Source organism: Myroides phaeus (assembly GCF_900099675.1).
Lineage (GTDB): Bacteria > Bacteroidota > Bacteroidia > Flavobacteriales > Flavobacteriaceae > Flavobacterium > Flavobacterium phaeum.
In genome coordinates, this window is record NZ_FNDQ01000001.1 from 143,141 (window position 1) to 167,145 (window position 24,005).

The window sequence follows — 24,005 nt, forward strand, 5'->3', positions numbered from 1 at the left end:
CAAAATACAACAAATAAATAATTCTAAAACAAAAAAATCCCATGCAATTGCATAGGATTTTTTTAATTATATAAAACTGCTATTTAGTTTCTTCTTTTTTCTCCGTAGCAGGAGTTGCAGGTTCATCAATCTTAGTTGCTGCTGATGTACCCTTATATTTAGCGTTAAGCTCTTTTAAGATAGATTCAGTAATATCATACTGCTCTTTTCCATAAATAACTGTAGAAGCTTCTTCTGTGTTGAATACATAATCTAAATTGTTCTTTTTAGCGTATTCAGCAATATATTCTTTTACTTTCTTTACAACAGAATCAATTTCTTGTCCACTCTCCATTTGTAGAGATTGAACCATTGCTTGTTGTTGATATTGTAATTGTTGTTCTTTCTTTTGTAATTCAGCTGCTTTTTGTTCTGCCCACGCCTGACCTTTTTGACGAGCATTAGCTTGGAAGCTTTGAACTTCTTGTTGGAACTTAGCGATATCTGCTTCTAAACTTTTACCTTTTTCTTCAGATTGAATTTTATATTTAGATTCTACGTCTTTTACTTCTTCGTATTCTTTCATCAGTTTAGACGAATCTACATAAGCCGTTTTAAATTCAACAGCAGCATTTGAATTATTGTTGCAAGAAAATAATAATCCTGCGAACCCTAACATTAAAATTGTTTTTTTCATTTTCGATTTTTTAAACCTCTTGTAAAAGTAATAAAACTTTTAAAGTATTATATAATTATTTTAACTATAAACAAATCCTATAGATATATATTTTTTAATCAATGTTCTATATCTAAAACAATCTATTTTAAAGCGATTTAAGACAGTAATAAAAAAACAGACTCATATTCTATACAAACAGATACATTGTAGTCTTAAAATCACTCTAATTAGTAATTTACTCTTTTTAAACTCTAAATTAACTTGCAAAAACTAAATTGTTTTCTTTAAGGAATAAATTAAAGAAGAATATTCTAAATTACGTCTTGCTTCAATATTTGACTTCAATCCAACTGAAAAAGCTTTTAACCAATTCTTTTTTCCGTGTTTAATTTCTTCAGATAAAAGAGAAACATAAAAACTATCAAATAGCATTGGATAAGTATCCTGTAAAATAAATCCGAAAGGATTAAATAATAAAGGAATTGATTGTTGAGAAAAATGCCATAGATGTCGTGGAACATCATAAGCTGCCCAATGCTTTCCATAATATTGAGCATCGTAAGATTTATAATTAGGAACAGCTATTATTAAAATACCGTTCGGCTTTAATAATCTATAAAGTTCTTTTATTTGATTTTCTAAATCGGGTACATGTTCAAAAACATGCCATAAAGTAATAATATCTAATGTCCCCTCTTCAATACTTTTTGTATCTTCTACAATTGATACTCCCTTCTCTTCAGCTAATTTTCTTGCACCCAAATTTGGTTCATAACCTAGTACATTCCAATTTCTATTTTTAGCTGCTGCTAAAAAATCACCAGTTCCACATCCTATATCTAAAAGGTTTCCTTTAGACTCTTTTATAGATTCTAATAAATTCAATTTATTTTGAATAGCCTTTCTTTTGATAGTTTGATATACTTTTTCAAAAAGGGTAGTCTTCTTATCTGTATGTGAAATATAATTTTCACTCTCATAATATTTTCCTAACTCTTCAGATTTAGGTTGAGGAATTGTTTTTAATAGATGATAAGATGGATCTAAATACAGTTCAAATTTTTCATTAGAGACGGAATAATCTTCTACTTCTAAAAATTTAATATTGGATTCTATCTGCATTTTTCAAGTTTTAAAACATCAACAAATATAATCAAGATAATGCCATATTTAAGTTTTAATATTATTATTCTCTATTTAGATAAGAATATTACTTCATCAAACTTTCTGTTTTTAAATCAAATATTAAAAGACAGTCTATATATAAAAAGGTAAAATGAAGTATAGAAAAGATATCCTATAGAATATAAAAAACTACCTTTAATTCTATAAAAGATTGCTACCATAATTACAGCATTTATATTGGATAACTACAATTACAATTTATAGAAAACGAAGTAAAGATAGTTTTCTTTTGAAACGAATAGAAATAAAAAAAGGGTGTTCCACGTGGAACACCCTTTACTATATAATAAGATTTTATCTTCCCATATGTATTAATAAAATAGAAATATCGGTTGGTGTTACACCACTAATACGTGAAGCCTGAGAAATTGTAATAGGTTTAATCTTTTTCAATTTTTCTCTTGATTCAAAGGATAATGATACTATTTTATCGTAATCAAAATTGTTTGGAATCTTAACATCTTCTAACCTAGTTAACTTATCTGCATTAGATTTTTCCTTCTCAATATAGCCAGAATATTTAACTTGAATCTCTGCTTGTTCTAAAATCTCTTGATCTAAATCATGCTCTTCAATATATTCTTTTACTTTTTTAAACTTCAATATATCGCCTAATTCTATTTGAGGACGAGAGAAAACTTTAAACATCTTATCAGGTTGACTCATTAAAGAAGACCCTTTCTCCTCTAAAATAGGATTTGCCTCTTCAGTTTTCACACTCGTTTCTTTAAAGAATTGAACGAAGTTCTCTGATTCTTCCCGTTTAAATTCCATTCTTCTTAGACGCTCTTCAGTGGCTAAACCAAGTTCAAAACTCTTAGGTGTTAATCTAAAGTCAGCGTTATCTTGACGAAGTAAAGTTCTATACTCAGCTCTTGAAGTAAACATTCTATACGGTTCTTCAGTTCCTTTAGTAATTAAGTCGTCAATTAAAACTCCAATATAAGCTTCATCTCTTCTTAAGATAAAAGGTTCCTTACCATTAACTTTCAAATGGGCATTCATACCCGCCATTAATCCTTGCGCAGCTGCCTCTTCATATCCAGTTGTACCATTGATCTGTCCAGCAAAAAATAATCCATCTACAAGCTTAGTTTCTAAAGTATGTTTCAACTGTGTGGGTGGAAAATAATCATACTCTATGGCATACCCAGGTCTAAATATCTTTGCGTTTTCAAATCCTGCTACTGAACGTAATGCTTTTATCTGAACCTCTTCTGGTAAAGAAGTAGAGAAACCATTTACATATATTTCACATGTATTCCATCCTTCTGGTTCTACGAAAATTTGATGTCTATCTTTATCAGCAAAACGATTAATCTTATCTTCAATAGAAGGACAATAACGTGGTCCTATACTTTTTATTCTACCTGTAAACATTGGAGAACGATCAAACCCTTCTCTTAATAACTCGTGAACCAAAGGAGAAGTATAAGTCATATGACAATCTCTCTGTTCAACTAATGGTTTTGTAACATCTAAATAAGAAAACTTCGCAGGATTCTCATCTCCAGGTTGCGCTTCCATTTTAGTATAATCTAAAGAACGACCATCTACTCTTGGAGGAGTTCCAGTCTTCATTCTACCAGAAACAAAACCTGCTTTAACAAGATCTTCTGTAATTCCATATGCAGCACTCTCTCCTGCTCTTCCACCACCAAATTGTTTTTCTCCAATGTGAATCAAACCATTTAAGAAAGTACCATTAGTTAGAATAACTGTTTTAGCTTTTATCTCAATACCAAGATTCGTAACTACTCCTTCAATACGTTCGTTTTTTATAATCAATGAACGAACCATATCTTGATAAAAATCTAAATTTGGTGTTCCTTCTAACATTAATCGCCATAACTCAGCAAATCTCATACGATCAGACTGAACCCTTGGCGACCACATAGCAGGACCTTTAGATTTATTCAGCATTTTAAATTGTATTGCAGTCTTGTCAGAAACAATACCTGAGTAACCACCCAAAGCATCAATCTCACGAACAATTTGTCCTTTTGCAATTCCTCCCATAGCAGGATTACAAGACATTTGTGCAATATTTTGTAAACTCATTGTAATCAATAGAGTCTTTGATCCCATATTTGCAGCAGCAGCAGCAGCTTCTGAACCAGCATGCCCTCCTCCTACAACTATAACATCATATGTATCTTGAAATATACTCATTGTTCCACGTGAAACATTAAATTAATAAATATAAATACTATTGTTCCACGTGGAACATAGCCATTTTTTCTTCTTCTTTTGAACGCATAAGTTTAGAATCCTCATCCGTCTTATCCTTATAACCACAGTAATGCAATATACCATGACACATCACTCTTAAAAGCTCTGTGCTAAACTCAACGTTAAAATCTTTTGCATTATCTCGCACCCTTTCCACTGATAAGAATATATCACCAGAAATAATTTTACCCTCAGTATAATCAAAACTAATAATATCAGTAAGAGTGTCATGATCTAAATATTCTACATTAATATTATGTAAATACTCATCATCACAGAAAATATAACTAATCTCTCCCAGATAAAAACCTTCTGAAGTAATAATGGATTCAATCCATTCTTCATACAGATTTTCGTTATCTAATTGAAAATCAGACTCGTAGTTAAATGAAATCATGTTTTTCTATCTAAAATATAATACGAGCAAAGGTACAATGAAAAATAAAAAGTAAACTTAATTTGCTCACAAAAAATAATATTTTTAAAAATATAAATTAGTGAGATTCAAAGTTTAATCTCACACTTTAAAACTAATGATCAGATTTTATCATATTTAAAATCAAACTTTAAAATATTTTAAATATTCAATTGTGAAGGCTACTATATAAATAAAAAGGAGCTCAAATATTGGATAATTACTAAAAAAATAAAATTATTTTAGAATATCCAAAAATTTGAAATTCCAAAAAATCAACTGTCACAAAAATACAATTAAAAATTAAGATATTATAATTTTAAAAAAACTATCCCATTACTACTACTACTGCATTAATAGATAATAACACTCACCTACTCTTATATACAATCAAAATAACTTCACTATGTTTTACTCAACACTTTCTATTCTAAAAATAAAAAGCACTTAAAAACAGTTTAAAGTAAACAGTATAATTTTCATATCTAAACATCTAATAAGAAAAAATAAATATCAGAAATATGGAGAGTACTATAAAAAGTACAACGAAAACATAACTCTATATAATTTTCATATCTGAACGACTGATCAGAAAAAATTAGAATATTCAAATTATGGAGAACACTTAAAAAATTGCTACGAAAAAATAAGTCTATATAATTTTCATATCAGAACGACTGATCAGAAAAAAACAAAATATCAAAAATATCGAGAGTCCTAAAAAAGTACTATGAAAAAATAAGTCTATATAATTTTCATATCTGAACGACTGATCAGAAAAAATTAGAATATTCAAATTATGGAGAACACTTAAAAAATTGCTACGAAAAAATAAGTCTATATAATTTTCATATCTGAACATCTGATCAGAAAAAATTAAAATATTCAAATTACGGAGCATTGCTAAAAAATTGCTACGAAAAAATAAGTCTATATAATTTTCATATCAGAACGACTGATCAGAAAAAAACAAAATATCAAAAATATCGAGAGTCCTAAAAAAGTACTATGAAAAAATAAGTCTATATAATTTTCATATCTGAACGACTGATCAGAAAAAATTAAAATACTCAAATTATGGAATATCGCAAAAATAATGCTTCAAAAAAAATACTCTATGTAATTTTCATATCTGACCAGATATATTAAACAAAATGAAATATCGAAAATATAGAGAGTCCTAAAAAAGTACTACGAAAAAATAGCTCCATATAAATTTCATATCTGACCAGATATATTAAACAAACTTAAATATCGAAAATATCTCGTCTTTCTAAAATAAAAAATGTTCGTCGTGGAACATTACAAACAATACTTACTTCAATCAAAAAACAACATTTAAAAAAATTGAGTTATCAACGTTATTAACATCATTATAGATTAATAAAAGAAAATTAATAATTTAAAAAAAATCTTTTTCTATTATATTGTCTGTTAATATGTACAATAACTTTTCTCAATAAATTCTTTAATTTCAATTATTAATACTTATCAACATCTTATCATTTTGTAACTACTTAGAAATAAATAGTCTAAATAGGTTATCAACAATCAGTTTTTTCATTATCAACAGTGTTTTTTCGATAAGTGAGGGTGTGTAAAACTGTTGATAACCCTATTTTTGAGTATTGATATGTCAACAATAGAATTTAGAAAATAAATTTGGAAATATGGTTATCAACATAGTATTGTAAATTATCTTGAATATGCAAAAAATAGTTATTGAATTCTTTCCATAGTTATCAACAGAATCGGTGAATTATTATCTACTTGAATTACAGGATTTTAACTTTCTTTATTAACAATGGGCTCTATTGTTGTTATGATATTGATTATCAATTGAATATGATTTTATAGTCAGTAGCCTTTTATTTTTCAAGTTTCTGTAAATTGATTCTTTTGTGATTAGCATTAAGAATTTTGGTTTAGCGCATTCTTAGGTGCTTATTAAAAGAATGCTTTGTAGTTGTCATATTTTATTTTTACAATAGTTAGATAGTATATATAGTAGTTATCTTAATAATACTGAATATGATTCTATGGGATTAAATCATTTTTTTACCTGTAGTGTTTCGTACGATAAAATTTATGTAAAATAAAGATTGTCATAACTTATTGAAATACAGTGATTAAGGTAGATGTTTTGTTAGTAAATATTTTGTTGACTTAAATGTGGTTTAATAATTTAATTGCATTGAATTACAATATATTAACTCATAACAAAAAGTTATAACCATTGATATATAGTATTTTAGAAATAAGTAACGATTATTTTGACTCTTATATATAGAGTATTTTTTCTATGAGCTTGTTATTGAGTGAATAGTTTTATTAGGCTAATTATTAAGTGTTATTTGGTACTTAAAGTAAGTTTGTCAGGAAGTATGTAATTGAAGGAGGTACTTTTATTACTAAAACATATAAGGAAAAATATAGTTAGTATTATCTTTGTAAAAAATTTTATTATAAAATGGCTAATCAAGTTCGCGTGCGTTTTGCACCAAGTCCTACAGGACCATTACATATTGGTGGAGTAAGAACTGCATTGTTTAATTATTTATTTGCTAAAAAAAACAATGGAGTTTTTTATATCAGAATTGAGGATACAGATCAAAATAGATTTGTTCCAGGAGCTGAAGCATATATCCTTGAAGCATTAGAATGGCTTGGGATTTCTCCAGATGAAACTATAGGGAAAAATGAAAAATTTGGACCATATAGACAAAGTGAGCGTAAAGAATTATATGAGCAATATGCAAACCAATTAATTGCTAATGGATGGGCATACTATGCGTTTGATTCAGCAGAAGATTTAGATGCTTTACGTAAACAAGCAGAAAGTGAAGGAAAGACTTTTATCTATAATCATAGTAATCGTGAGCAATTAAAAACTTCTTTAAACTTAAGTAAAGAAGAAGTAGATAATTTAATTGCAAATGGCGAACCTTTTGTTATTCGTTTTAAAACTCCTGTAGGTGAGACTTTAGAATTAAAGGATTTAATCCGTGGGGATATCAAGTTTGAAACAAGTTTATTAGATGATAAAGTTTTATATAAAAGTGATGGAATGCCTACATATCACTTAGCAAATATTGTGGATGACCATTTAATGGAAACATCTCATGTTATTCGCGGTGAAGAATGGTTACCTTCTCTTCCACTTCACGAGTTATTATACAAAGCGTTTGGTTGGGAAGCTCCTAAATTTGCGCACTTACCATTGATTTTAAAACCAGTTGGTAATGGAAAATTGTCTAAACGTGATGGTGATAAATTAGGTTTCCCTGTATTCCCTCTTGATTGGGTTGATCCTTTGTCAGGAGAAAAATCATCTGGGTATAGAGAAAAAGGTTTTTATCCAGAAACGGTTATCAACTTCCTTGCTTTATTAGGATGGAATGATGGAACAGACCAAGAGATTTTTTCTTTAGCTGAATTAGTTGAGAAATTCGACTTAAATAGAGTTCATAAAGCAGGAGCAAAATTTGATCCTGAAAAGAATAAATGGTTTAACCAACACTATTTAAAATTACAAGAGGATACTGATTTAGCTGATGCTTATTCTGTAATTTTGAATGAAAAAGGAATTCAGGCTGAGAAAGAATATGTTACTAAAGTAGTTGCTACGATTAAAGAGCGAGCTACTTTTGTTACTGACTTTTACGAGTTAAGTGATTTCTTCTTCGTTGCTCCAACAGAATACGATGCTAAAGCACTAAAAAACTGGAAAGAAGATACTTCATCTATAATGATGAATGTAGCAGAAGTACTAGAAGGAATTAATGATTTTGATGCCAAGTCAATCGAAACAGAAGTAAAAGATTGGATTACAAAACAAGAAATTGGAATGGGGAAAGTTATGCAACCGTTGCGATTAAGTCTTGTAGGAGCTGTTAAAGGACCAGATCTTTTTGAGATTATTGAAATGATTGGTAAAGCAGAGACTATCAAACGAATTCAAACAGCAGTACAGAAAAATGCTTAATATAAAAGGTCTGAGTAAAACTCAGACCTTTTTTTCATTCAAAATACAATCTTCAAATAATATATCATTTTGGAATTATAATTGTTGAGGAATAAATTAGTAATTTTATTCAAAAGTTAATTATAAAGAAATGAGACGATTAAGTGTATTGCTATTAATATGTGTTTTTTCACTATTTTATTCATGTTCTAATGATGATAATAGCACAGAAGGAAAAATTGAAAAAGAATGGATTGCTTTTGTTCAAAAACATTTAATTGGAGATTGGACTCCAAAATCAATTGAGGTAAAACCTTTAGTTGGTGCACCTGTTTTTTCTACTCCCTATCCTAATCAACCAAATTGTAAATCGGATATTCTGCGTTTTGAAAAGAACTTTACAGGTACTTTTAATCAAAACAGTTCAGATTGTCAGCTTAAAATAAATAAGTTTAAGTGGAATCATCGCTTAGGAGAATTAATTTTTACTTTAGAAAACGGTTTAGAAGTAAAGGCCGTTTTATTAAAAAAATCAGCTAATAACCTTGTTTTTGCAATTCCTGTTATTGAGATTATGCCTATTATTGAAAAGCTATATCCTCAGATAGTAAATGTAGATCCTATTACTTTAAAGTTATTACATTTAAAAATAAGCTTAGAAAAATAAATAATAAAAATATTATTATTTTTTTCTGTTCTTAGAAAAGTGTATTTTAACAAAAATATTTTAAAAATATACTTATGACTCCAACTTTAATTATTGTTGTTGTAGCTGTTGCTCTTTTGTTTTTAGGTTTCTTTACCGTAAAACAGCAATCAGCTGTAATTATTGAGCGTTTTGGTAAATTTAATAGCATTAGGCATTCAGGCCTACAATTAAAAATACCTTTAGTTGATAGAATTTCGGGTGTTGTTAATTTAAGAATACAACAGTTAGATGTATTGATTGAAACTAAGACAAAGGACAACGTATTTGTCAAATTAAAGGTTTCTGTACAATTTAAAGTAATCCCTGATCGAGTATACGATGCTTTTTATAAGCTTGAATATCCACATGATCAGATTACGTCTTATGTTTTTGATGTTGTACGTGCAGAAGTTCCTAAATTAATTTTAGACGATGTTTTTGAAAGAAAGGACAATATTGCCGTAGCTGTTAAAGCTGAATTAAATGAAGCAATGACTACCTACGGATATGATATTATCAATACTTTAATAACTGATATTGATCCAGATATTCAAGTTAAAAATGCGATGAACCGTATTAATGCTGCAGATAGAGAAAAAGTTGCTGCAGAATATGAAGCGGAAGCAAGTAGAATTAGAATTGTTGCAAAGGCTAAAGCGGAAGCAGAATCTAAACGTTTACAAGGTCAAGGTATTGCAGATCAAAGAAGAGAGATTGCTCAAGGACTTGTTGAAAGTGTTGATATTTTGAACAAAGTTGGTATCAACTCACAAGAAGCTTCAGCACTTATTGTAGTAACTCAACACTATGATACTTTACAATCAGTAGGTTCTGATTCTAAATCGAATTTAATCTTACTACCTAATGCTCCAACAGTTGCAACAGATATGCTTACTAATATGGTTGCTTCTTTTGCTGCAAGCAGTAAAATAAATGAAATGACTGGCTCAAACGTAAAAACAAGCGATTTAAGCAATAAAAAATACGAATCTAAGGATTTGTCTAATGAAACAGATTACGACGAAATAGACTAATCTAAAACCAATAAAAAAAGCTCTCAAATACTATTTGAGAGCTTTTTTGTTTTATTTTTTACTTTCTCTTTCTGTTGAAAAAGAATTTTAATGCTGCAGTAATAAGGAAAGCTTGAATATTTCCAGAACTTTTAATATAGTTTGCTACAGAACCAAAAGTATTTCTAACTAATCTATCCGGAGTTAATTCATCTTTAATATTGTCAACAGATTGAAACACCTTTTGGTAATGTAAATTTCTCTTGACGCGTAAAATGCGTAAGTCTTGATTTATTTCCTCAAAAGAAGTATATGCTTTTCTCATTAGACAATGATTTAATCATTAAATATTATTTCCGACAATTTTTTAATTAGAGGCTTTTCTACCAATTGTTTTCTAAATAAATAGGCAAGTAATGTAATTAATAAATACACAACTCCAACAATTAAAAACCCAATTGGTCTGCTATCTAAGCATTCCCCAATAGCAAAAGCAGCAGACAAGGAGAAGAATAATACTGCGATCATTATAAATAGGCCTACTAAAAGTAAGGTCATAAAAATGCTCCCTGCTTTTGCAGTTACCTTAAATCCCCATAGGCGATAATAGTTCATACTTGAACGTAAAAACTCTTCAGAATCAACTTTTATATCATCTATGTTATCTTTAATTTCCTCGAATGCCATTATAATTAAATAAGATTATTTTTTTGCGTTTTCTACAGCCTCATTAGCTTGAGTTTTTAATTCAGCTAACTTCTTTTCTAAAGTTGAAATAACTTCATCTCTTTTCTTTCCTGTAGTAGACATAAAGCCTTCTAATCCTTCTTCAAGATCATGTTTTTTCTTAGAAACTGTATCGCGAACTTGTTTTTTTAATTCATCAATTTTTTCATTTAAATCATCTTTAGAATCATCAAATGTTTTTTTGATTTTTTTACGTGTTTTTTTTCCTTCTGCTGGAGCAAATAAAATTCCTAAACCTGCTCCTACTACTGCACCTGCAAGTAGTGCTACTACTGTATTTCCTAAACGATCTGACATAACAATTATTTTTTATATGATTAATACTATAAATTTATAAAAAAAAGACGCTTTAACTGTTAATATTAAGTTAAAGCGTCTTGCTTATTTATCTTTAAGTACTAAAAATTACTTCTGTTCTATCTTGTTCCAAGTATCTCTTAATCCTACTGTTTTATTGAAAACTAAGGCATTTTCTTTACTTTCTTTATCTACACAGAAATAACCAAGTCTTTGGAATTGGAATTTATCACCATCTTTTGCTGTGCTTAAGCTTGGCTCTAAATAACCTTTTACTATTTCTAAAGAATTTGGATTTACAAAGTCTAAGAAATCTACATCTTTATTCCCATCAGGATTTTCATCTGTAAATAAACGATCATAGATTCTAACTTCTGCTTCTATTGCATGTGGTACAGATACCCAGTGAATAGTTCCTTTTACTTTTCTTTTACTTGCTTCTGTTCCACTTCCACTTCTACTCTCTGGATCGTATGTTGCATGAATTTCTAAGATGTTTCCTTCTTCGTCTTTCACTACACTTTCTCCTTTAATGATATAAGCATTTTTTAAGCGAACTTCTTTACCAAGAGTTAATCTAAAGAATTTGCTATTTGCTTCTTCTTTGAAATCTTCTCTTTCGATGTAAATTTCTCTTGAGAAAGGAACTTTTCTATAAGTCATTACTTCCTCTTCTGGATTATTTTCAGCTTCTAACCATTCTTCTTGTCCTTCAGCATAGTTAGTAATAACTAATTTAACAGGATCAAGAACAGCCATTACACGTGGTGCAATTTTATTTAAATCTTCTCTAACACAGAATTCTAGCAGAGAAACATCGATTAAGTTATCACGCTTAGCAATTCCGATTGTATCAGCATAATTTCTAATTGAAGTAGGAGTATAACCTCTTCTTCTCAATCCAGAAATTGTTGACATACGTGGATCATCCCATCCTGTTACGTGTCCTTCCGCTACAAGTCTTGCTAATTTACGTTTACTAACTACGGTATGCGATAAGTTTCTACGAGCAAATTCTCTCTGTTTAGGTCTAATATTCTCTGGAACTACTACTTGGTCTAAGAACCAGTCGTAAAGCTCTCTATGAGGTAAGAATTCTAACGTACAGAAAGAATGTGAGATACTTTCAATGTAATCACTCTCTCCGTGTGCCCAATCATACATCGGATAGATACACCAATCATTTTTAGTACGGTGATGTGATTTCTTGATGATTCTATACATAATAGGATCACGCATCAACATATTTTTATGAGCCATATCAATTTTAGCTCTTAAAATGTGCTCTCCTTCTTCGAATTCACCATTTTTCATTCTTTCGAATAAATCAAGGTTTTCTTCTACAGAACGATTTCTATATGGACTATCTACACCTGCTGTAGTTGGAGTACCTTTTTGTTGTGCCATTACTTCAGAAGTTTGGCTATCAACATAGGCTTTTCCGTCCTTAATCATTTGTATAGTCCAATCATATAACTGTTGGAAATAATCTGATGCATATACTTCATTTGCCCATTCAAATCCAAGCCATTCTACGTCATGTTTGATTGCGTCAACAAATTCCTGTTCTTCTTTTGAAGGGTTAGTATCGTCAAAACGCAAGTTTACTGGCGCATTGTACTTTAACCCTAATCCAAAGTTTAAACAAATAGAACTCGCGTGTCCAATGTGTAAGTACCCATTAGGTTCTGGCGGAAAACGGAAATGAAGTTTTTCTGTTGGCAAACCATTTTTAAGATCTTCTTCAATGATCTGCTCAATAAAGTTTAATGATTTCTCTTTTGTTGACATGGAAATATTTATTATAACTACAAAGGTATCAAAAAAGTAGTCAATTCTTGAGTCTTTTAGCGTATTATAAATATAAAACAGTCAAATTATTTGTACTTTTAGCGTTCTTAAAACAGAAAGAATTAATTATGGGAATTATTAAATTAAATAATATTAGAACTTTTTCTTTTCACGGATGCATGGATGAAGAGGCTAAAATTGGTTCTGACTATCGCATAGATGTTGTTGCTAAAGGTGATTTTACTAAAGCAGCGGCAACAGATGAATTAGAATATGCAATTGATTATGTTCATTTAAACAAGATTGTGAAAGAAGAAATGGACAAGAGAGCTAAATTGTTAGAAACAGTTTGTCAAAGAATAATAGACAGAGTATTTGTTGAAATTAGGATGGTTAATGAAGTTAAGGTCTCTGTATCTAAAATTAACCCACCAATTGGTGGAGATGTGGAATACGTAACTGTTGAAATGCAAGGAGTTAGATAATAAATGTTTTTTTAGGTGCAAAAAAACACTAAATAGATTTTTAATTCTAAAAATAATTAGTAAGTTTGCAATCCAAATAAAGGACATGGCTTCGTGTCCGAGTGGCTAGGAAGCGGTCTGCAAAACCGTCTACAGCGGTTCGAATCCGCTCGAAGCCTCAACAAAAAGGATAGCTAAATAGCTATCCTTTTTTTATACCCATAAAAAAACGGCTAAGTAATTTCAAATTACTTAGCCGTTTTTAGTTTATCTTGAATTGTACTTATTCTTTATGCTCTAAAGCTTTTAGAGGAATGTTTAAGCTATTATTTTCAGATTTAGGTAAAATACCTTTAATCATTATTACTAAGCCAAAAACGATCAAGATTATACTACTGATTTTTTTTACTTTTAAAATATTCTCTGGAGTAAGTTTCTTTCTCAATTGCTTAGCCAGTGTAATTTTAAATAAATCGGTAATGAAGTAAGCAGTAATTGTAAAACCAAAGAAAGTAAACATTCTTCCTGTATCCATGTCCATGTTTGGACCTAATGTAATGATAATAGCTAACCAAAAACCTAAAACCCCAACATTGATAAAGTTAAGTAAGAATCCTTTTGCAAAAAGATTCAAATAATCTCTTCTAAGATTAGGAGCTGCAATTTGCAAAGTATCTACTTGTACTTTTTTTAGCCTTACAAAAGAAATAATTCCGTAAGTAAGCATAATTATACCTCCGAAAATAAATAAAGCAGGATCGTCTTTGATAGCATTGATTAAACGGAAACTACTAAAAAAAGCAACAGCAAAAAATAGAGCATCTGCTAAGATAACTCCTATATCAAATGCAATAGCAGCTTTAAAACCTCTTGTAATACTTGTTTCAATAAGAATAAAAAAAACAGGGCCAATCATAAAGCTCAAGAAAAAACCAAGCGATATTCCTGTAATTAAGTCGTCTATCATTTTAATCAATTAAAAAATGCCAATTGTACAATTGGCATTTGAATATATCTTTTGCAAGATACGGCTTTTTGACTTAAAAGTAAATTATTCGTTCGTTACTTTTTTAACAGTTCCTCCTAAAACATTCTTTTCAGTTACGTTTTTTGGATTACCATAAATAGTAATGCTCCCTCCTGCTCTGGTTTTTGCATCCACTAATTCAGAAGCATACACATCTGCTTGTCCTCCTGCATTAACAGTTACAGTTGTCTGGTTAGTTATAAGCTTTTTATTTTTGATTTCTGCCCCAGAATTTGAAACAATATCTTGAACAGCAGCTTTACCAGATAATTTTACAACAGAACCAGAACCTGCTTTTACATCTACTCTTTCTGTGTCAATTTCTGCTACAATAGTAGCTCCATTTTTTGCAGTTACATCTAATTTTGTAGCTTTAATCGGAGCAGTCGTTTTAATTGAAGCTCCTTCATCAGCTAAAATATCTGTTAAGTTTTTATAGAAAAGAGTTACTTTAATCCCCTCCCCTTGTAAAGACTTCACAAAGTTCATTTTGATTTTTAAATTACCGTTCTTGTTTACAACATTTACATTGTCTGCATTCGTACCTTCAATTTCAATTTTTTGAGTATCTGAAGGAACCAAAGTAAGTTGAATCTGATCAAATACTCCCATTGTATTAAAATCACCTAAAACACTGCTCTTTTGAGCAAAAATAAAAGGTGAAACAATAAGAGCAAGTAATAATGCTAACTTTTTCATAATTAAGAATTTTTTCTAATGTAGTTAAAATCAAGTTGTTTTTTGACTAAATCTGCATTTTTAACAGTAACTATAACTTCATCTCCAAGCTGTAACATTGTTTTATTAGCCTGGCCAATTAAAGCATATTGTTTTTCTTCAAATACGTAGTAATCATCTTTTATCTCGCGAATACGAACCATTCCTTCACATTTGTTTTCAACGATTTCTACATAAATACCCCATTCAGTAACACCAGAAATAACTCCCAAGAACTCTTGTCCTTTTTGGTCTTCCATGTATTTTACTTGCATGTATTTAATACTATCTCTTTCTGCATTGGCAGCAAGACTTTCTCTTGAAGAACAGTGATTACATTTTTTCTCAAAATCATCAACGCTTACAGAAGCACCTTTATCTAAATAATGTTGCAATAAACGGTGAGCCATAACGTCTGGATAACGACGAATTGGCGATGTAAAGTGAGAATAATAATCAAAAGCTAATCCGTAGTGACCAATATTATTGGTAGAGTAACTTGCTTTACTCATACATCTAATAGTTAAAGTATCTACTAAGTTTTGCTCTTTTTTACCATGTACATCCTTCAATAATTTATTCAATGACTTAGATATACTTGCTTTTGTATTAAAGTTGATCTTATGTCCAAATCGTGCAATAACAGACTGTAAACCAAATAATTTTTCTTGATCTGGTTCGTCGTGAACACGATAAACAAAGGTTTTCTTTTGTTTACCAATGAATTCAGAAACTTTTCTGTTAGCCAATAACATGAATTCTTCAATCAAGTGATTTGCTTCTTTTGCTTCTTTAAAGAACACACCTACAGGTACATCATTTTCATCTAAGTTGAATTTTACTTCTACTTTATCAAAAGAAATAGCTCCCTCACCCATACGTTTTTTACGCATGATTTTAGCTAAGTCATTTAACTTTAGAACAGCTTCAGCAACTTCTTCTGTTACCTCTTGATCAGCTCCAGTTAATGAAATTCCTTCTGGAATAGTTCTATCACTCGTTTCAATAATATATTGTGCTTCTTCATAAGCCATTCGTTGGTTAGAATGTGTTACTGTTCTACCAAACCACTTATCTACTACTTCTGCTTTTTCGTTAATTTCAAAAACAGCTGAGAAAGTAAACTTATCTTCGTTTGGTCTTAATGAACAAGCAAAGTTTGATAAAACTTCTGGTAACATAGGTATTGTTCTATCTACTAAGTAAACAGAAGTACCTCTATTAAAAGCCTCTTCATCAAGGATAGTACCTTCTTGTACGTAGTGAGAAACGTCTGCAATGTGAATACCCACACTGTAATTCCCATTTTCTAATTTTTCAAAAGATAAAGCATCATCAAAGTCTTTTGCATCTTTAGGGTCAATTGTAAAGGTTAAAACCTCGCGCATGTCTCTACGTCTTGCAATCTCTTCTTCATTGATAGAAGTATCAATTTTATTAGCAAAAGCATCTACTTCTTTAGGGAAGTCAGAAGGCAATCCATATTCCGCTAAAATTGCGTGAATTTCAGTGTCGTGTTCACCTTGTTTACCTAATACTTTTAGTACTCTACCAAAAGGACTATCTGCTTTTTCTGGCCAATCTTCAATTTCTACAACAACTACTTCTCCATCTAAAGCATCTCCAATCTTCTCTTTTGGAACAAAGATATCTGTGTACATTTTTGGATCTGCTGTTGAAACAAAAGCAAAGTTCTTTTGAATTTCAATAACCCCAACGAATTGTGTCTTGTGTCTTTCAAGAATTTCAACAACTTCCCCTTCTGGTTTTTTGCCATTTCTTTTGTTGTAGATATAAGCTTTAACAAAATCTCCATCAAGAGCTTTACGCAAGTTGTTTGTAGGGATAAATACATCTTCTTCAAGATCTTCACATACCAAGTAAGCTGTTTTACGAGTAGTCATATCAATATAACCCTCAATGTAATTAGCTTTAGGGATAAAGCGGTACTTACCAGTTTCTATTTCTTCGATTTTCTCTTTAGAAACTAAATATTTAAGTTCTTTTATAATTTCATTTCTTCCCTGTGTATCGTTAACGCTTAATTGTCCTGCAATTTGCTTATAGTTATACGACTTGGTTGTATTCTTAGATAAAAACTTTAAGATTTTACCTGCGAAGTCGAACTCTTTATTCTTCTTCTTTTTTATTTTTTTTGCCATTTTTTTCATGTTTTAATTCTATGAACCTATCCAGAGGTAAATAGTTGCTTAAATGTACAAAATACTATACTCTTTTTATCATAAAATGAAGTGAAATATTGAAAAGGGATATTTTAGAAGTCGCTTAATTTTAGGACTTCCCTCCTATTTTCGCAATCTATCTGCCTGTGTAAACATTGTATTCTATGTAATAATATAAAGTAAGTATTGCGTATTTATATGCAAAGAAAACAATATCTTTTCTAAAATCGCATAAAATGTTGTTTGTGTTTAAAATTTTGTATTTTAGAGTTAACCAAAAAACCAACATTATTATGAATACAATTTCTTACGTACACGGCGCTTCACAAATGCCGTTGTTAGGAGAAACAATTGGGCAGAATTTAAAAAAAATCACCGATAAGTACCCTAATCAAGAGGCAATAGTTAGCGTTCATCAGAATTTCAGAGCTACATATCAAGAGTTTTATGATTTAACTACTAAGGTTGCTAAAGCATTATTAGCGAATAATGTACAGAAAGGAGATCGTGTAGGAATTTGGGCTCCTAACTGCTATGAATGGGTTTTAATGCAATATGCTACAGCAAGAATTGGCGTTATTTTAGTGAATATAAATCCTGCTTATCGCGCACACGAAATAGAATTCGCTATCAATCAATCAGAAATTTCTTTAATTGTTTCTGCAAGTAGTTTTAAAACCAGTGATTATAGAAAAATAATTTCTATGGTTTTTGAAGACTGCCCTTCTCTTCGTGAGGTTGTTTTCTTAGGAGAAGAATGGGAACAGTTTTTAACTACAGCTGATCAGATTACAGATGGAGAATTAGATATTATTGAAGATTCTGTACAATTTGGCGAGGCAGTTAATATTCAATATACATCAGGAACAACTGGTTTTCCTAAAGGAGTAACCCTAACACATCACAATATTTTAAATAATGGCTACTTTATTGGTGTGCGTTTAAAGTATACGACAAAAGACCGTGTTTGTATTCCAGTTCCTTTTTATCATTGTTTTGGAATGGTCATCGGAAATCTTTGTTGTACTTCTCATGGAGCAACGATTGTTATTCCAAATGATAGTTTTGATCCTGCCAAAACATTACAAGTGGTTCAAGATGAAAAGTGTACTTCACTTTATGGAGTACCTACAATGTTTATTGCTGAATTGCAATTGCCAAACTTTACAGATTATGATTTAACTTCACTTAGAACAGGAGTAATGGCGGGGTCATTGTGTCCTGAGTACGTTATGAAACGCGTTAAAAGTGAAATGCATATGGAAGAAGTCAGTATTTGTTACGGTATGACCGAGACATCTCCTGTTTCTACACAGACACACATTGGCATTGACATCAAAAAACAAACAACAACCGTAGGTACAGTTCAAGATCACATTGAAATAAAGATTATAGACCCTGAAACGGGTTATATTTTACCACGTGGTGAGGCAGGGGAATTGTGTACAAGAGGGTATTCAGTAATGCTAAAATATTGGAATAATAGAACCCTTACATCTGAAGTATTAGATGAAAATAGATGGATGCATTCGGGCGATTTAGCTACAATGGATGAGGATGGCTTTATTTCTATTACAGGTCGTATTAAAGATCTTATTATTCGCGGAGGAGAAAATATTTCTCCAAAATGGATTGAAGATTTCTTATACACTCATCCCGATATTGCAGATGTACAAGTTATAGGTGTACCTTCTGAAAAGTATGGAGAAGAAATAATGGCTTGGATTATAATGAAACCAGGTAAAGTTGCAACGGCAGAGGCAATGCGAGCATTCTGTGATCAAAAGATTGCTCACTACCGCATTCCAAAATATTGGAAGTTTGTTACGGAGTTTCCAATGACAATCTCAGGAAAAGTTAGAAAGGTAGAAATGCGTCAGATAGCTGTAGAAGAATTAGGGCTATAAATAATAAAAATACTAACTTTGTAGAAGTATAATACAACACAACAGAAAATGAATATTTCAATAGGAAATGACCACGCAGGTCCAGCGTACAAACAAGCAATTATCAAATTACTTGAATCAAGAGGATATAAGGTAACTAACTACGGTACAGATGATTTTAGTTCTGTAGATTATCCAGATTTCGGACATAAAGTTGCTTTTGATGTAGAAGAAGGGAAAGCAGATTTTGGAATTGTAATCTGTGGTAGTGGAAATGGAATTGCAATGACTGCAAACAAACATCAAGGTGTGAGATGTGCATTGTGTTGGACAAAGGAGATTGCTGAATTAGCAAGATTGCACAATGATGCAAACGTAATTAGTATTCCTGCAAGATATACTTCAATTGAACAAGCTGTGGCTATGGTTGAAGCTTTTTTAGACACTAAATTTGAAGGTGGTCGCCATTTAACGAGAGTAAACAAAATTGCTTGTTCTTAAATAGAGCAGTTATTTAAATACAAGAGGTATAGTCTTAGGATTATGCCTCTTTTTTTTGGAATAAAACCTAAATTCATTAAGTATTAGTGTAAGCTCACTCGTAATTTGTTCGGGACTTGTTTGAGAGATGTTCGGAAAGTAGAGTGTTTTTCCGAAGGAGTCCCGAACAAGTTATAGAGTTGTATGCTTTAATATAGATTTAAAAGTAATATAAATTACAGAGTAGCGCAGTTTTGTTATCGTTTGAAAAGCGCAAATAAAAGAATTACTTGGACAATTAAAATTGCGTAGAACTTAAATTTAAAAGAGTCTTTTGAGGTTTTGTGTCTCAACTTTTTCATAGCTAACCAGCCACCTAAACTTCCGCCAAAGAAACAAAGTGTAAGCAAATTCTTTTCAGAAATACGGTTTTTGTGCTTTATCGCTCGCTCTTTATCTACAGCAAACATAGAGAAGGCTATGTAGTTAATTATGAATAAGTAAAGGAATAAAAACTTCATGTGATTTATTTATTGTTACAAAGGTAGTATTTTAGCTATTCTTAAAATAATTAATTATGACGTTGATTGAGTTTATTCAGCAGGCAGTAAATGCTTCAGTACGCAGTATTGAAAATACATTAGCCTTGCTTGACGAAGCGTGTACAATACCATTTATAGCTCGATATAGAAAAGATAATACAGGTAACTTAGATGAAGTAGTTATCGAGAAAATAGCAAAATATAGAGAGCTTTATGAAGGCATAGTAAAGCGCAAGGAATCTATTTTAAACGCAATTGAAGAACAAGGTAAACTAACCGAGGAGTTAAAAAATAAGATTAGTACTAGTTTTGATTTAACAGAGATTGAGGATTTATATTTACCATTCAAAAAATCTCGTAAGACAAAAGCTGATACAGCAAGAGAGAACGGATTAGAGCCATTAGCAAAGGTTATTATGGCACAAAATGCTACTGATGTAGAATCTATTGCTCAAAAGTATGTAACAGGTAAGGTAGCAGATGAAGAACAGGCAATTCAAGGTGCTTCTGATATTATTGTAGAATGGATTAATGAGAATATGTTTGTTAGAAAAGCGTTGAGAAGAAAATTTCAACGAGAAGCAACAATTACAACAAAGGTTGTAAAGGCTAAAAAAGAAGAGGAGGGTGCACAGAAATTTGAACAGTATTTTGAATGGAACGAACCTGTGTATCGCATTCCAGCCCATCGTTTATTGGCTATTTTGAGAGCTGAAAAAGAGGGGTATATCAAATTTTCTGTTGCTGTAGATAAAAAAGAGGCTGTAACATTTATTGAAAATACAGTTATTAAAAGCAATAATGAATGTGCGTCTATTATTAAAAATGCTATTTCTGATAGTTATAAGCGATTGTTAGAGCCGGCTTTATCAAATGAAGCTTTAAGTGAGGCAAAAGAAAAAGCAGATATTAATTCTATCAATGTTTTTGCAGATAATCTAACACAGCTATTATTAGGTTCACCATTGGGCGAGAAGAGAATTCTTGCTATAGATCCTGGCTATAAATCAGGGTGTAAAATAGTTTGTTTAGATGAACAAGGTGATTTGCTTTACAATGAAACAATCTATCCTCATGCACCTCAAAAAGAAAGTGCCATGGCGATGAAGAAAATTCGCTCTATGGTAAATTCATACCAAGTGGAGGCTATTGCAATTGGAAATGGAACAGCTTCTCGTGAAACAGAGTTCTTCATCAAGAAGATTGCTTTTGATAAGCCTGTACAAGTATTTATAGTAAACGAAGCAGGAGCATCTGTCTATTCAGCATCAAAGATAGCCAGAGAAGAATTTCCTTCGTATGACGTAACTGTAAGGGGGGCAGTTTCTATTGGTAGAAGATTATCAGATCCATTGGCTGAGTTGGTTAAGATTGACCCTAAGTCAATAGGGGTTGGACAATACCAACACGATGTAGACCAGACGCTTTTGAAAAAAGAATTGGATAATGTGGTGATGAAATGCGTTAACTCAGTTGGAATTAATTTGAATACTGCAAGTAAGTCTTTGTTGAGTTATGTTTCTGGTATTGGTGAAAAGATGGCAGAGAATATTATTCAATATAGAACAGAAAATGGTCCTTTTGAAAGTAGAAAAGAGTTGAAAAAAGTACCAAGACTTGGCGAAAAAGCATTTCAACAAGCAGCAGCATTCGTGCGTATTAAAAATGCAGCAAACCCTTTAGATGATTCGGCAGTGCATCCTGAAGCTTATAGTGTAGTAGAAAAGATTGCAAAAGACTTGAAAGTATCTGTAAACGATATGATTTCTAATAAAGAAGTAATTGCTAAGGTAGATGTAAAGAAATATAAAACAAGAGAAGTAGGAGAGTTTGCTCTTCAAGATATCTTAAAAGAACTTGAAAAACCAGGGTTAGACCCTCGAAAAGCAGCTAAAGTATTTGAATTTGACCCGAGTATTAAACAGATTACTGATTTAAAGATAGGATTGGTTCTACCTGGAATTGTAAATAATATTACCAATTTTGGATGCTTTGTAGATGTAGGTATCAAAGAAAGTGGGTTAGTTCACATCTCTCAATTGAAAGAAGGATTTGTTTCTGATGTAAATGAAGTAGTTAAATTACACCAACATGTTCAGGTGAAAGTAGTGGATGTTGATGTTGCTAAAAAGCGAATTCAACTTTCAATGATTCTGGATTAAAAAAAAGTATAAAAACACGCTTTTGGCACAATAGTTGTTTTAAAGTAAATATCTAAGGCTTTTAATTTTAATGCTAAATTGGAATTAGAGCTATAAAGGTAAGTAGTGTTTTTATTATGTTTTATAAGTGAAGTGCCTATTCATTATTGTCTGAATAGGTACTTTTTTTGTGCTTTTTTGAAATATTGAAGCATAAAAAAGCGCTAAATAGATGATTAAATCTATTTAGCGCATATAAATATTTTGATTTCAGAATTTGCTTATTCTGATTTTTTCTCTTCTTGAGTGTTTTCTTTTTTAGAAACTTGTTGAGCATTCTCGTCTTTAGTAGCGTCTTTGAATTCTTTAATTCCACTACCTAAACCTCTCATTAATTCAGGGATCTTTTTACCTCCGAATAACAATAAGACTAATGCTACGACGATTGCGATCTGCCATGGTCCAACTACTCCTAAAAATATGTGCAATGAGTTCATAATAATCTGTTTGAAACATTATATAGCGACAAATATAATAAGAAATTTACAATCCCTTTCTTAAAGATAAGTTTTATTTAACTTTTAACGTTTTTAGTTTTGCGAAAAATCGCTTATTTTCGGTATATTAAGTAAAAGGAGGCAATGCTGAGATTTATAATTATTATATTTGTGTAGAAAAATGTGTACCAATGTCAGGAAAGGGGCTAAATCAAAAAAAGTGGAAAAAGAGACTTCTTAGTAAATACCGAATTGTTATCGTTAATGACAAGACTTTTGAAGATGTTCGCTCTTTTAAGCTAAATCTTTTGAACGTTTTTGGTGCGAGTACAACATTAGTTTTTCTATTTATTCTTTCTACAGTTTTACTTCTGGTTTTAACACCATTGAAAGAGTATATTCCAGGCTATTCTTCTTCTGGATTAAAGCAAAAAGCAGTAGAGCTTGCTTTAAAAGTTGATTCGTTAGAAAATGAGTCAAGGCAAAATCAATTATACTTAGCGGCAATTAAAAAAGCACTTTTAGGAGAGGTAGATATTACGAGAGAAAGTATTGACTCTTTAAGAAAAGCTCAGACACCTATTAATCAGATTGAGCATAAAGAACCAGGAGCAAGGGATTTGGAGTTAAGAGAGATGGTTCGCTTAGAGGATAAGTATAATATTTTTACTGAAGCTAAACCTAAAGTTAGTCAGATACTTTTTAGTCCAATTAATGGTGAGGTAATTAAGAAATATGATCCTGGTGCTTATCATTTTGGAGTTGATTTTAGAGCACCAAAGAATACACCGGTTAAGGCAATTGCTAAGGGATCTGTACTATTTGTAGATTGGACAATTAAAGATGGTTATACAATTATCGTTTTACACGAGGAAGGGTTGATATCAGTGTATAAACACCTAACAACTTTGACTAAATCAGAATATGAGTATGTTAGTTCTGGTGAGGTACTCGGACTATATGATGGTAATTATGATGATAATAGCCAAAATACAACGGTTAAATATTTTCACTTTGAATTGTGGAAGGATTCTTATCCTTTAGACAGTTCAATTTTTATAGATTTTGAATAAAAGAG

General features: G+C 30.9%; 21 protein-coding genes and 1 tRNA gene. 9 read left to right on the forward strand and 13 right to left on the reverse strand.

The annotated features are described in order from the left end of the window. Window positions 1-79: 79 nt before the first annotated feature. The 4 genes from BLT46_RS00590 to ybeY form a co-directional block, all read right to left on the reverse strand. Window positions 80-676 carry an OmpH/Skp family outer membrane protein gene (locus tag BLT46_RS00590; RefSeq protein ID WP_090404607.1) on the reverse strand — a complete coding sequence of 199 codons (597 nt, stop codon included), beginning with the start codon at window positions 674-676 and terminating at the stop codon, window positions 80-82. Window positions 677-928: 252 nt separating this feature from the next. Then, on the reverse strand, window positions 929-1,780 hold the full coding sequence (locus tag BLT46_RS00595; protein WP_090404610.1) for a class I SAM-dependent methyltransferase: 852 nt from the start codon (window positions 1,778-1,780) through the stop codon (window positions 929-931). A 357-nt stretch (window positions 1,781-2,137) separates the two neighbouring features. Next, window positions 2,138-4,015, reverse strand: coding sequence for a tRNA uridine-5-carboxymethylaminomethyl(34) synthesis enzyme MnmG (gene mnmG, locus BLT46_RS00600; RefSeq protein ID WP_176770708.1), 1,878 nt, complete (start codon window positions 4,013-4,015; stop codon window positions 2,138-2,140). Between the two features lie 37 nt (window positions 4,016-4,052). After that, window positions 4,053-4,472, reverse strand: coding sequence for an rRNA maturation RNase YbeY (ybeY, locus tag BLT46_RS00605; RefSeq protein WP_090404612.1), 420 nt, complete (start codon window positions 4,470-4,472; stop codon window positions 4,053-4,055). Between the two features lie 2,488 nt (window positions 4,473-6,960). Here ybeY and gltX point away from each other — a divergent pair. The 3 genes from gltX (at window position 6,961) to BLT46_RS00620 (ending at window position 10,176) form a co-directional block, all read left to right on the forward strand. Continuing rightward, a complete protein-coding gene (gene gltX / locus BLT46_RS00610) occupies window positions 6,961-8,475 on the forward strand; it encodes a glutamate--tRNA ligase (RefSeq protein ID WP_090404615.1) in 1,515 nt (504 codons plus the stop codon). 130 nt (window positions 8,476-8,605) lie between these two features. Next, a complete protein-coding gene (locus BLT46_RS00615; protein WP_090404618.1) occupies window positions 8,606-9,121 on the forward strand; it encodes a hypothetical protein in 516 nt (171 codons plus the stop codon). Between the two features lie 74 nt (window positions 9,122-9,195). After that, window positions 9,196-10,176 (forward strand): SPFH domain-containing protein, encoded by a 981-nt coding sequence (locus BLT46_RS00620; RefSeq protein ID WP_090404621.1) that lies wholly within the window; start codon window positions 9,196-9,198, stop codon window positions 10,174-10,176. Between the two features lie 58 nt (window positions 10,177-10,234). Here the strand turns inward: BLT46_RS00620 and BLT46_RS00625 are convergent, their stop codons facing one another. The 4 genes from BLT46_RS00625 to BLT46_RS00640 all read right to left on the reverse strand — a co-directional run bounded on the left by BLT46_RS00625 (window position 10,235) and on the right by BLT46_RS00640 (window position 12,990). Beyond that, window positions 10,235-10,480, reverse strand: coding sequence for a DUF6327 family protein (locus BLT46_RS00625; RefSeq protein ID WP_090404624.1), 246 nt, complete (start codon window positions 10,478-10,480; stop codon window positions 10,235-10,237). Between the two features lie 11 nt (window positions 10,481-10,491). After that, window positions 10,492-10,842 carry a phage holin family protein gene (locus tag BLT46_RS00630; RefSeq protein WP_090404629.1) on the reverse strand — a complete coding sequence of 117 codons (351 nt, stop codon included), beginning with the start codon at window positions 10,840-10,842 and terminating at the stop codon, window positions 10,492-10,494. 15 nt (window positions 10,843-10,857) lie between these two features. Then, entirely contained in the window at window positions 10,858-11,199 is a 342-nt protein-coding gene (locus tag BLT46_RS00635) for a YtxH domain-containing protein (protein WP_090404632.1), read from the reverse strand. A gap of 108 nt (window positions 11,200-11,307) precedes the next feature. Next, entirely contained in the window at window positions 11,308-12,990 is a 1,683-nt protein-coding gene (locus tag BLT46_RS00640; RefSeq protein ID WP_090404635.1) for a glutamine--tRNA ligase/YqeY domain fusion protein, read from the reverse strand. 128 nt (window positions 12,991-13,118) lie between these two features. Here BLT46_RS00640 and folB point away from each other — a divergent pair, with 128 nt between their 5' ends. Together folB and BLT46_RS00650 are read left to right on the forward strand one after the other, a co-directional pair. Beyond that, the gene (gene folB / locus BLT46_RS00645) at window positions 13,119-13,475 is read left to right on the forward strand and encodes a dihydroneopterin aldolase (RefSeq protein WP_090404638.1); all 357 of its coding nucleotides are present in this window, start codon (window positions 13,119-13,121) and stop codon (window positions 13,473-13,475) included. A gap of 87 nt (window positions 13,476-13,562) precedes the next feature. Then, window positions 13,563-13,633, forward strand: a tRNA-Cys gene (locus BLT46_RS00650). Window positions 13,634-13,737: 104 nt separating this feature from the next. Here BLT46_RS00650 and BLT46_RS00655 read toward each other — a convergent pair. The 3 genes from BLT46_RS00655 to rnr all read right to left on the reverse strand — a co-directional run bounded on the left by BLT46_RS00655 (window position 13,738) and on the right by rnr (window position 17,360). Then, window positions 13,738-14,421 (reverse strand): LysE family translocator, encoded by a 684-nt coding sequence (locus tag BLT46_RS00655; RefSeq protein WP_090404641.1) that lies wholly within the window; start codon window positions 14,419-14,421, stop codon window positions 13,738-13,740. A gap of 84 nt (window positions 14,422-14,505) precedes the next feature. Continuing rightward, window positions 14,506-15,180, reverse strand: a complete 675-nt coding sequence (locus tag BLT46_RS00660) for a head GIN domain-containing protein (protein ID WP_090404643.1) — start codon at window positions 15,178-15,180, stop codon at window positions 14,506-14,508. A 2-nt stretch (window positions 15,181-15,182) separates the two neighbouring features. Beyond that, window positions 15,183-17,360: a ribonuclease R gene (rnr, locus tag BLT46_RS00665; RefSeq protein WP_090404849.1), complete on the reverse strand. Its 2,178-nt coding sequence runs from the start codon at window positions 17,358-17,360 to the stop codon at window positions 15,183-15,185. A 314-nt stretch (window positions 17,361-17,674) separates the two neighbouring features. Here rnr and BLT46_RS00670 point away from each other — a divergent pair, with 314 nt between their 5' ends. Continuing rightward, a complete protein-coding gene (locus tag BLT46_RS00670) occupies window positions 17,675-19,288 on the forward strand; it encodes an AMP-binding protein (protein WP_090404646.1) in 1,614 nt (537 codons plus the stop codon). 48 nt (window positions 19,289-19,336) lie between these two features. Beyond that, a complete protein-coding gene (gene rpiB / locus BLT46_RS00675) occupies window positions 19,337-19,768 on the forward strand; it encodes a ribose 5-phosphate isomerase B (RefSeq protein ID WP_090404649.1) in 432 nt (143 codons plus the stop codon). A gap of 236 nt (window positions 19,769-20,004) precedes the next feature. Here the strand turns inward: rpiB and BLT46_RS00680 are convergent, their stop codons facing one another. Then, complete coding sequence (locus BLT46_RS00680; protein WP_090404652.1) at window positions 20,005-20,268, reverse strand: DUF1294 domain-containing protein; 264 nt, start codon at window positions 20,266-20,268, stop codon at window positions 20,005-20,007. Between the two features lie 56 nt (window positions 20,269-20,324). Between BLT46_RS00680 and BLT46_RS00685 the strand changes: the two genes are divergently transcribed. Next, window positions 20,325-22,451 (forward strand): Tex family protein, encoded by a 2,127-nt coding sequence (locus tag BLT46_RS00685; RefSeq protein WP_090404655.1) that lies wholly within the window; start codon window positions 20,325-20,327, stop codon window positions 22,449-22,451. Between the two features lie 260 nt (window positions 22,452-22,711). Here BLT46_RS00685 and BLT46_RS00690 read toward each other — a convergent pair whose 3' ends face one another. Beyond that, window positions 22,712-22,927: a Sec-independent protein translocase subunit TatA/TatB gene (locus BLT46_RS00690; RefSeq protein ID WP_090404658.1), complete on the reverse strand. Its 216-nt coding sequence runs from the start codon at window positions 22,925-22,927 to the stop codon at window positions 22,712-22,714. A gap of 191 nt (window positions 22,928-23,118) precedes the next feature. Here BLT46_RS00690 and BLT46_RS00695 point away from each other — a divergent pair, with 191 nt between their 5' ends. After that, window positions 23,119-24,000, forward strand: coding sequence for a murein hydrolase activator EnvC family protein (locus tag BLT46_RS00695; RefSeq protein WP_090404661.1), 882 nt, complete (start codon window positions 23,119-23,121; stop codon window positions 23,998-24,000). The last annotated feature ends 5 nt before the right edge of the window (window positions 24,001-24,005 follow it).

Coding starts and splice junctions, on each gene's coding strand:
- BLT46_RS00595 (WP_090404610.1), bottom strand. CDS start 1,780: ATGCAGATAGAATCCAATATTAAATTTTTAGAAGTAGAAGATTATTCC.
- rnr (WP_090404849.1), bottom strand. CDS start 17,360: ATGGCAAAAAAAATAAAAAAGAAGAAGAATAAAGAGTTCGACTTCGCA.
- gltX (WP_090404615.1), top strand. CDS start 6,961: ATGGCTAATCAAGTTCGCGTGCGTTTTGCACCAAGTCCTACAGGACCA.
- rpiB (WP_090404649.1), top strand. CDS start 19,337: ATGAATATTTCAATAGGAAATGACCACGCAGGTCCAGCGTACAAACAA.
- BLT46_RS00690 (WP_090404658.1), bottom strand. CDS start 22,927: ATGAACTCATTGCACATATTTTTAGGAGTAGTTGGACCATGGCAGATC.
- BLT46_RS00640 (WP_090404635.1), bottom strand. CDS start 12,990: ATGTCAACAAAAGAGAAATCATTAAACTTTATTGAGCAGATCATTGAA.
- mnmG (WP_176770708.1), bottom strand. CDS start 4,015: ATGAGTATATTTCAAGATACATATGATGTTATAGTTGTAGGAGGAGGG.
- BLT46_RS00680 (WP_090404652.1), bottom strand. CDS start 20,268: ATGAAGTTTTTATTCCTTTACTTATTCATAATTAACTACATAGCCTTC.
- BLT46_RS00695 (WP_090404661.1), top strand. CDS start 23,119: ATGTCAGGAAAGGGGCTAAATCAAAAAAAGTGGAAAAAGAGACTTCTT.
- BLT46_RS00625 (WP_090404624.1), bottom strand. CDS start 10,480: ATGAGAAAAGCATATACTTCTTTTGAGGAAATAAATCAAGACTTACGC.
- BLT46_RS00655 (WP_090404641.1), bottom strand. CDS start 14,421: ATGATAGACGACTTAATTACAGGAATATCGCTTGGTTTTTTCTTGAGC.
- ybeY (WP_090404612.1), bottom strand. CDS start 4,472: ATGATTTCATTTAACTACGAGTCTGATTTTCAATTAGATAACGAAAAT.
- BLT46_RS00685 (WP_090404655.1), top strand. CDS start 20,325: ATGACGTTGATTGAGTTTATTCAGCAGGCAGTAAATGCTTCAGTACGC.
- folB (WP_090404638.1), top strand. CDS start 13,119: ATGGGAATTATTAAATTAAATAATATTAGAACTTTTTCTTTTCACGGA.
- BLT46_RS00615 (WP_090404618.1), top strand. CDS start 8,606: ATGAGACGATTAAGTGTATTGCTATTAATATGTGTTTTTTCACTATTT.
- BLT46_RS00660 (WP_090404643.1), bottom strand. CDS start 15,180: ATGAAAAAGTTAGCATTATTACTTGCTCTTATTGTTTCACCTTTTATT.
- BLT46_RS00590 (WP_090404607.1), bottom strand. CDS start 676: ATGAAAAAAACAATTTTAATGTTAGGGTTCGCAGGATTATTATTTTCT.
- BLT46_RS00635 (WP_090404632.1), bottom strand. CDS start 11,199: ATGTCAGATCGTTTAGGAAATACAGTAGTAGCACTACTTGCAGGTGCA.
- BLT46_RS00670 (WP_090404646.1), top strand. CDS start 17,675: ATGAATACAATTTCTTACGTACACGGCGCTTCACAAATGCCGTTGTTA.
- BLT46_RS00630 (WP_090404629.1), bottom strand. CDS start 10,842: ATGGCATTCGAGGAAATTAAAGATAACATAGATGATATAAAAGTTGAT.
- BLT46_RS00620 (WP_090404621.1), top strand. CDS start 9,196: ATGACTCCAACTTTAATTATTGTTGTTGTAGCTGTTGCTCTTTTGTTT.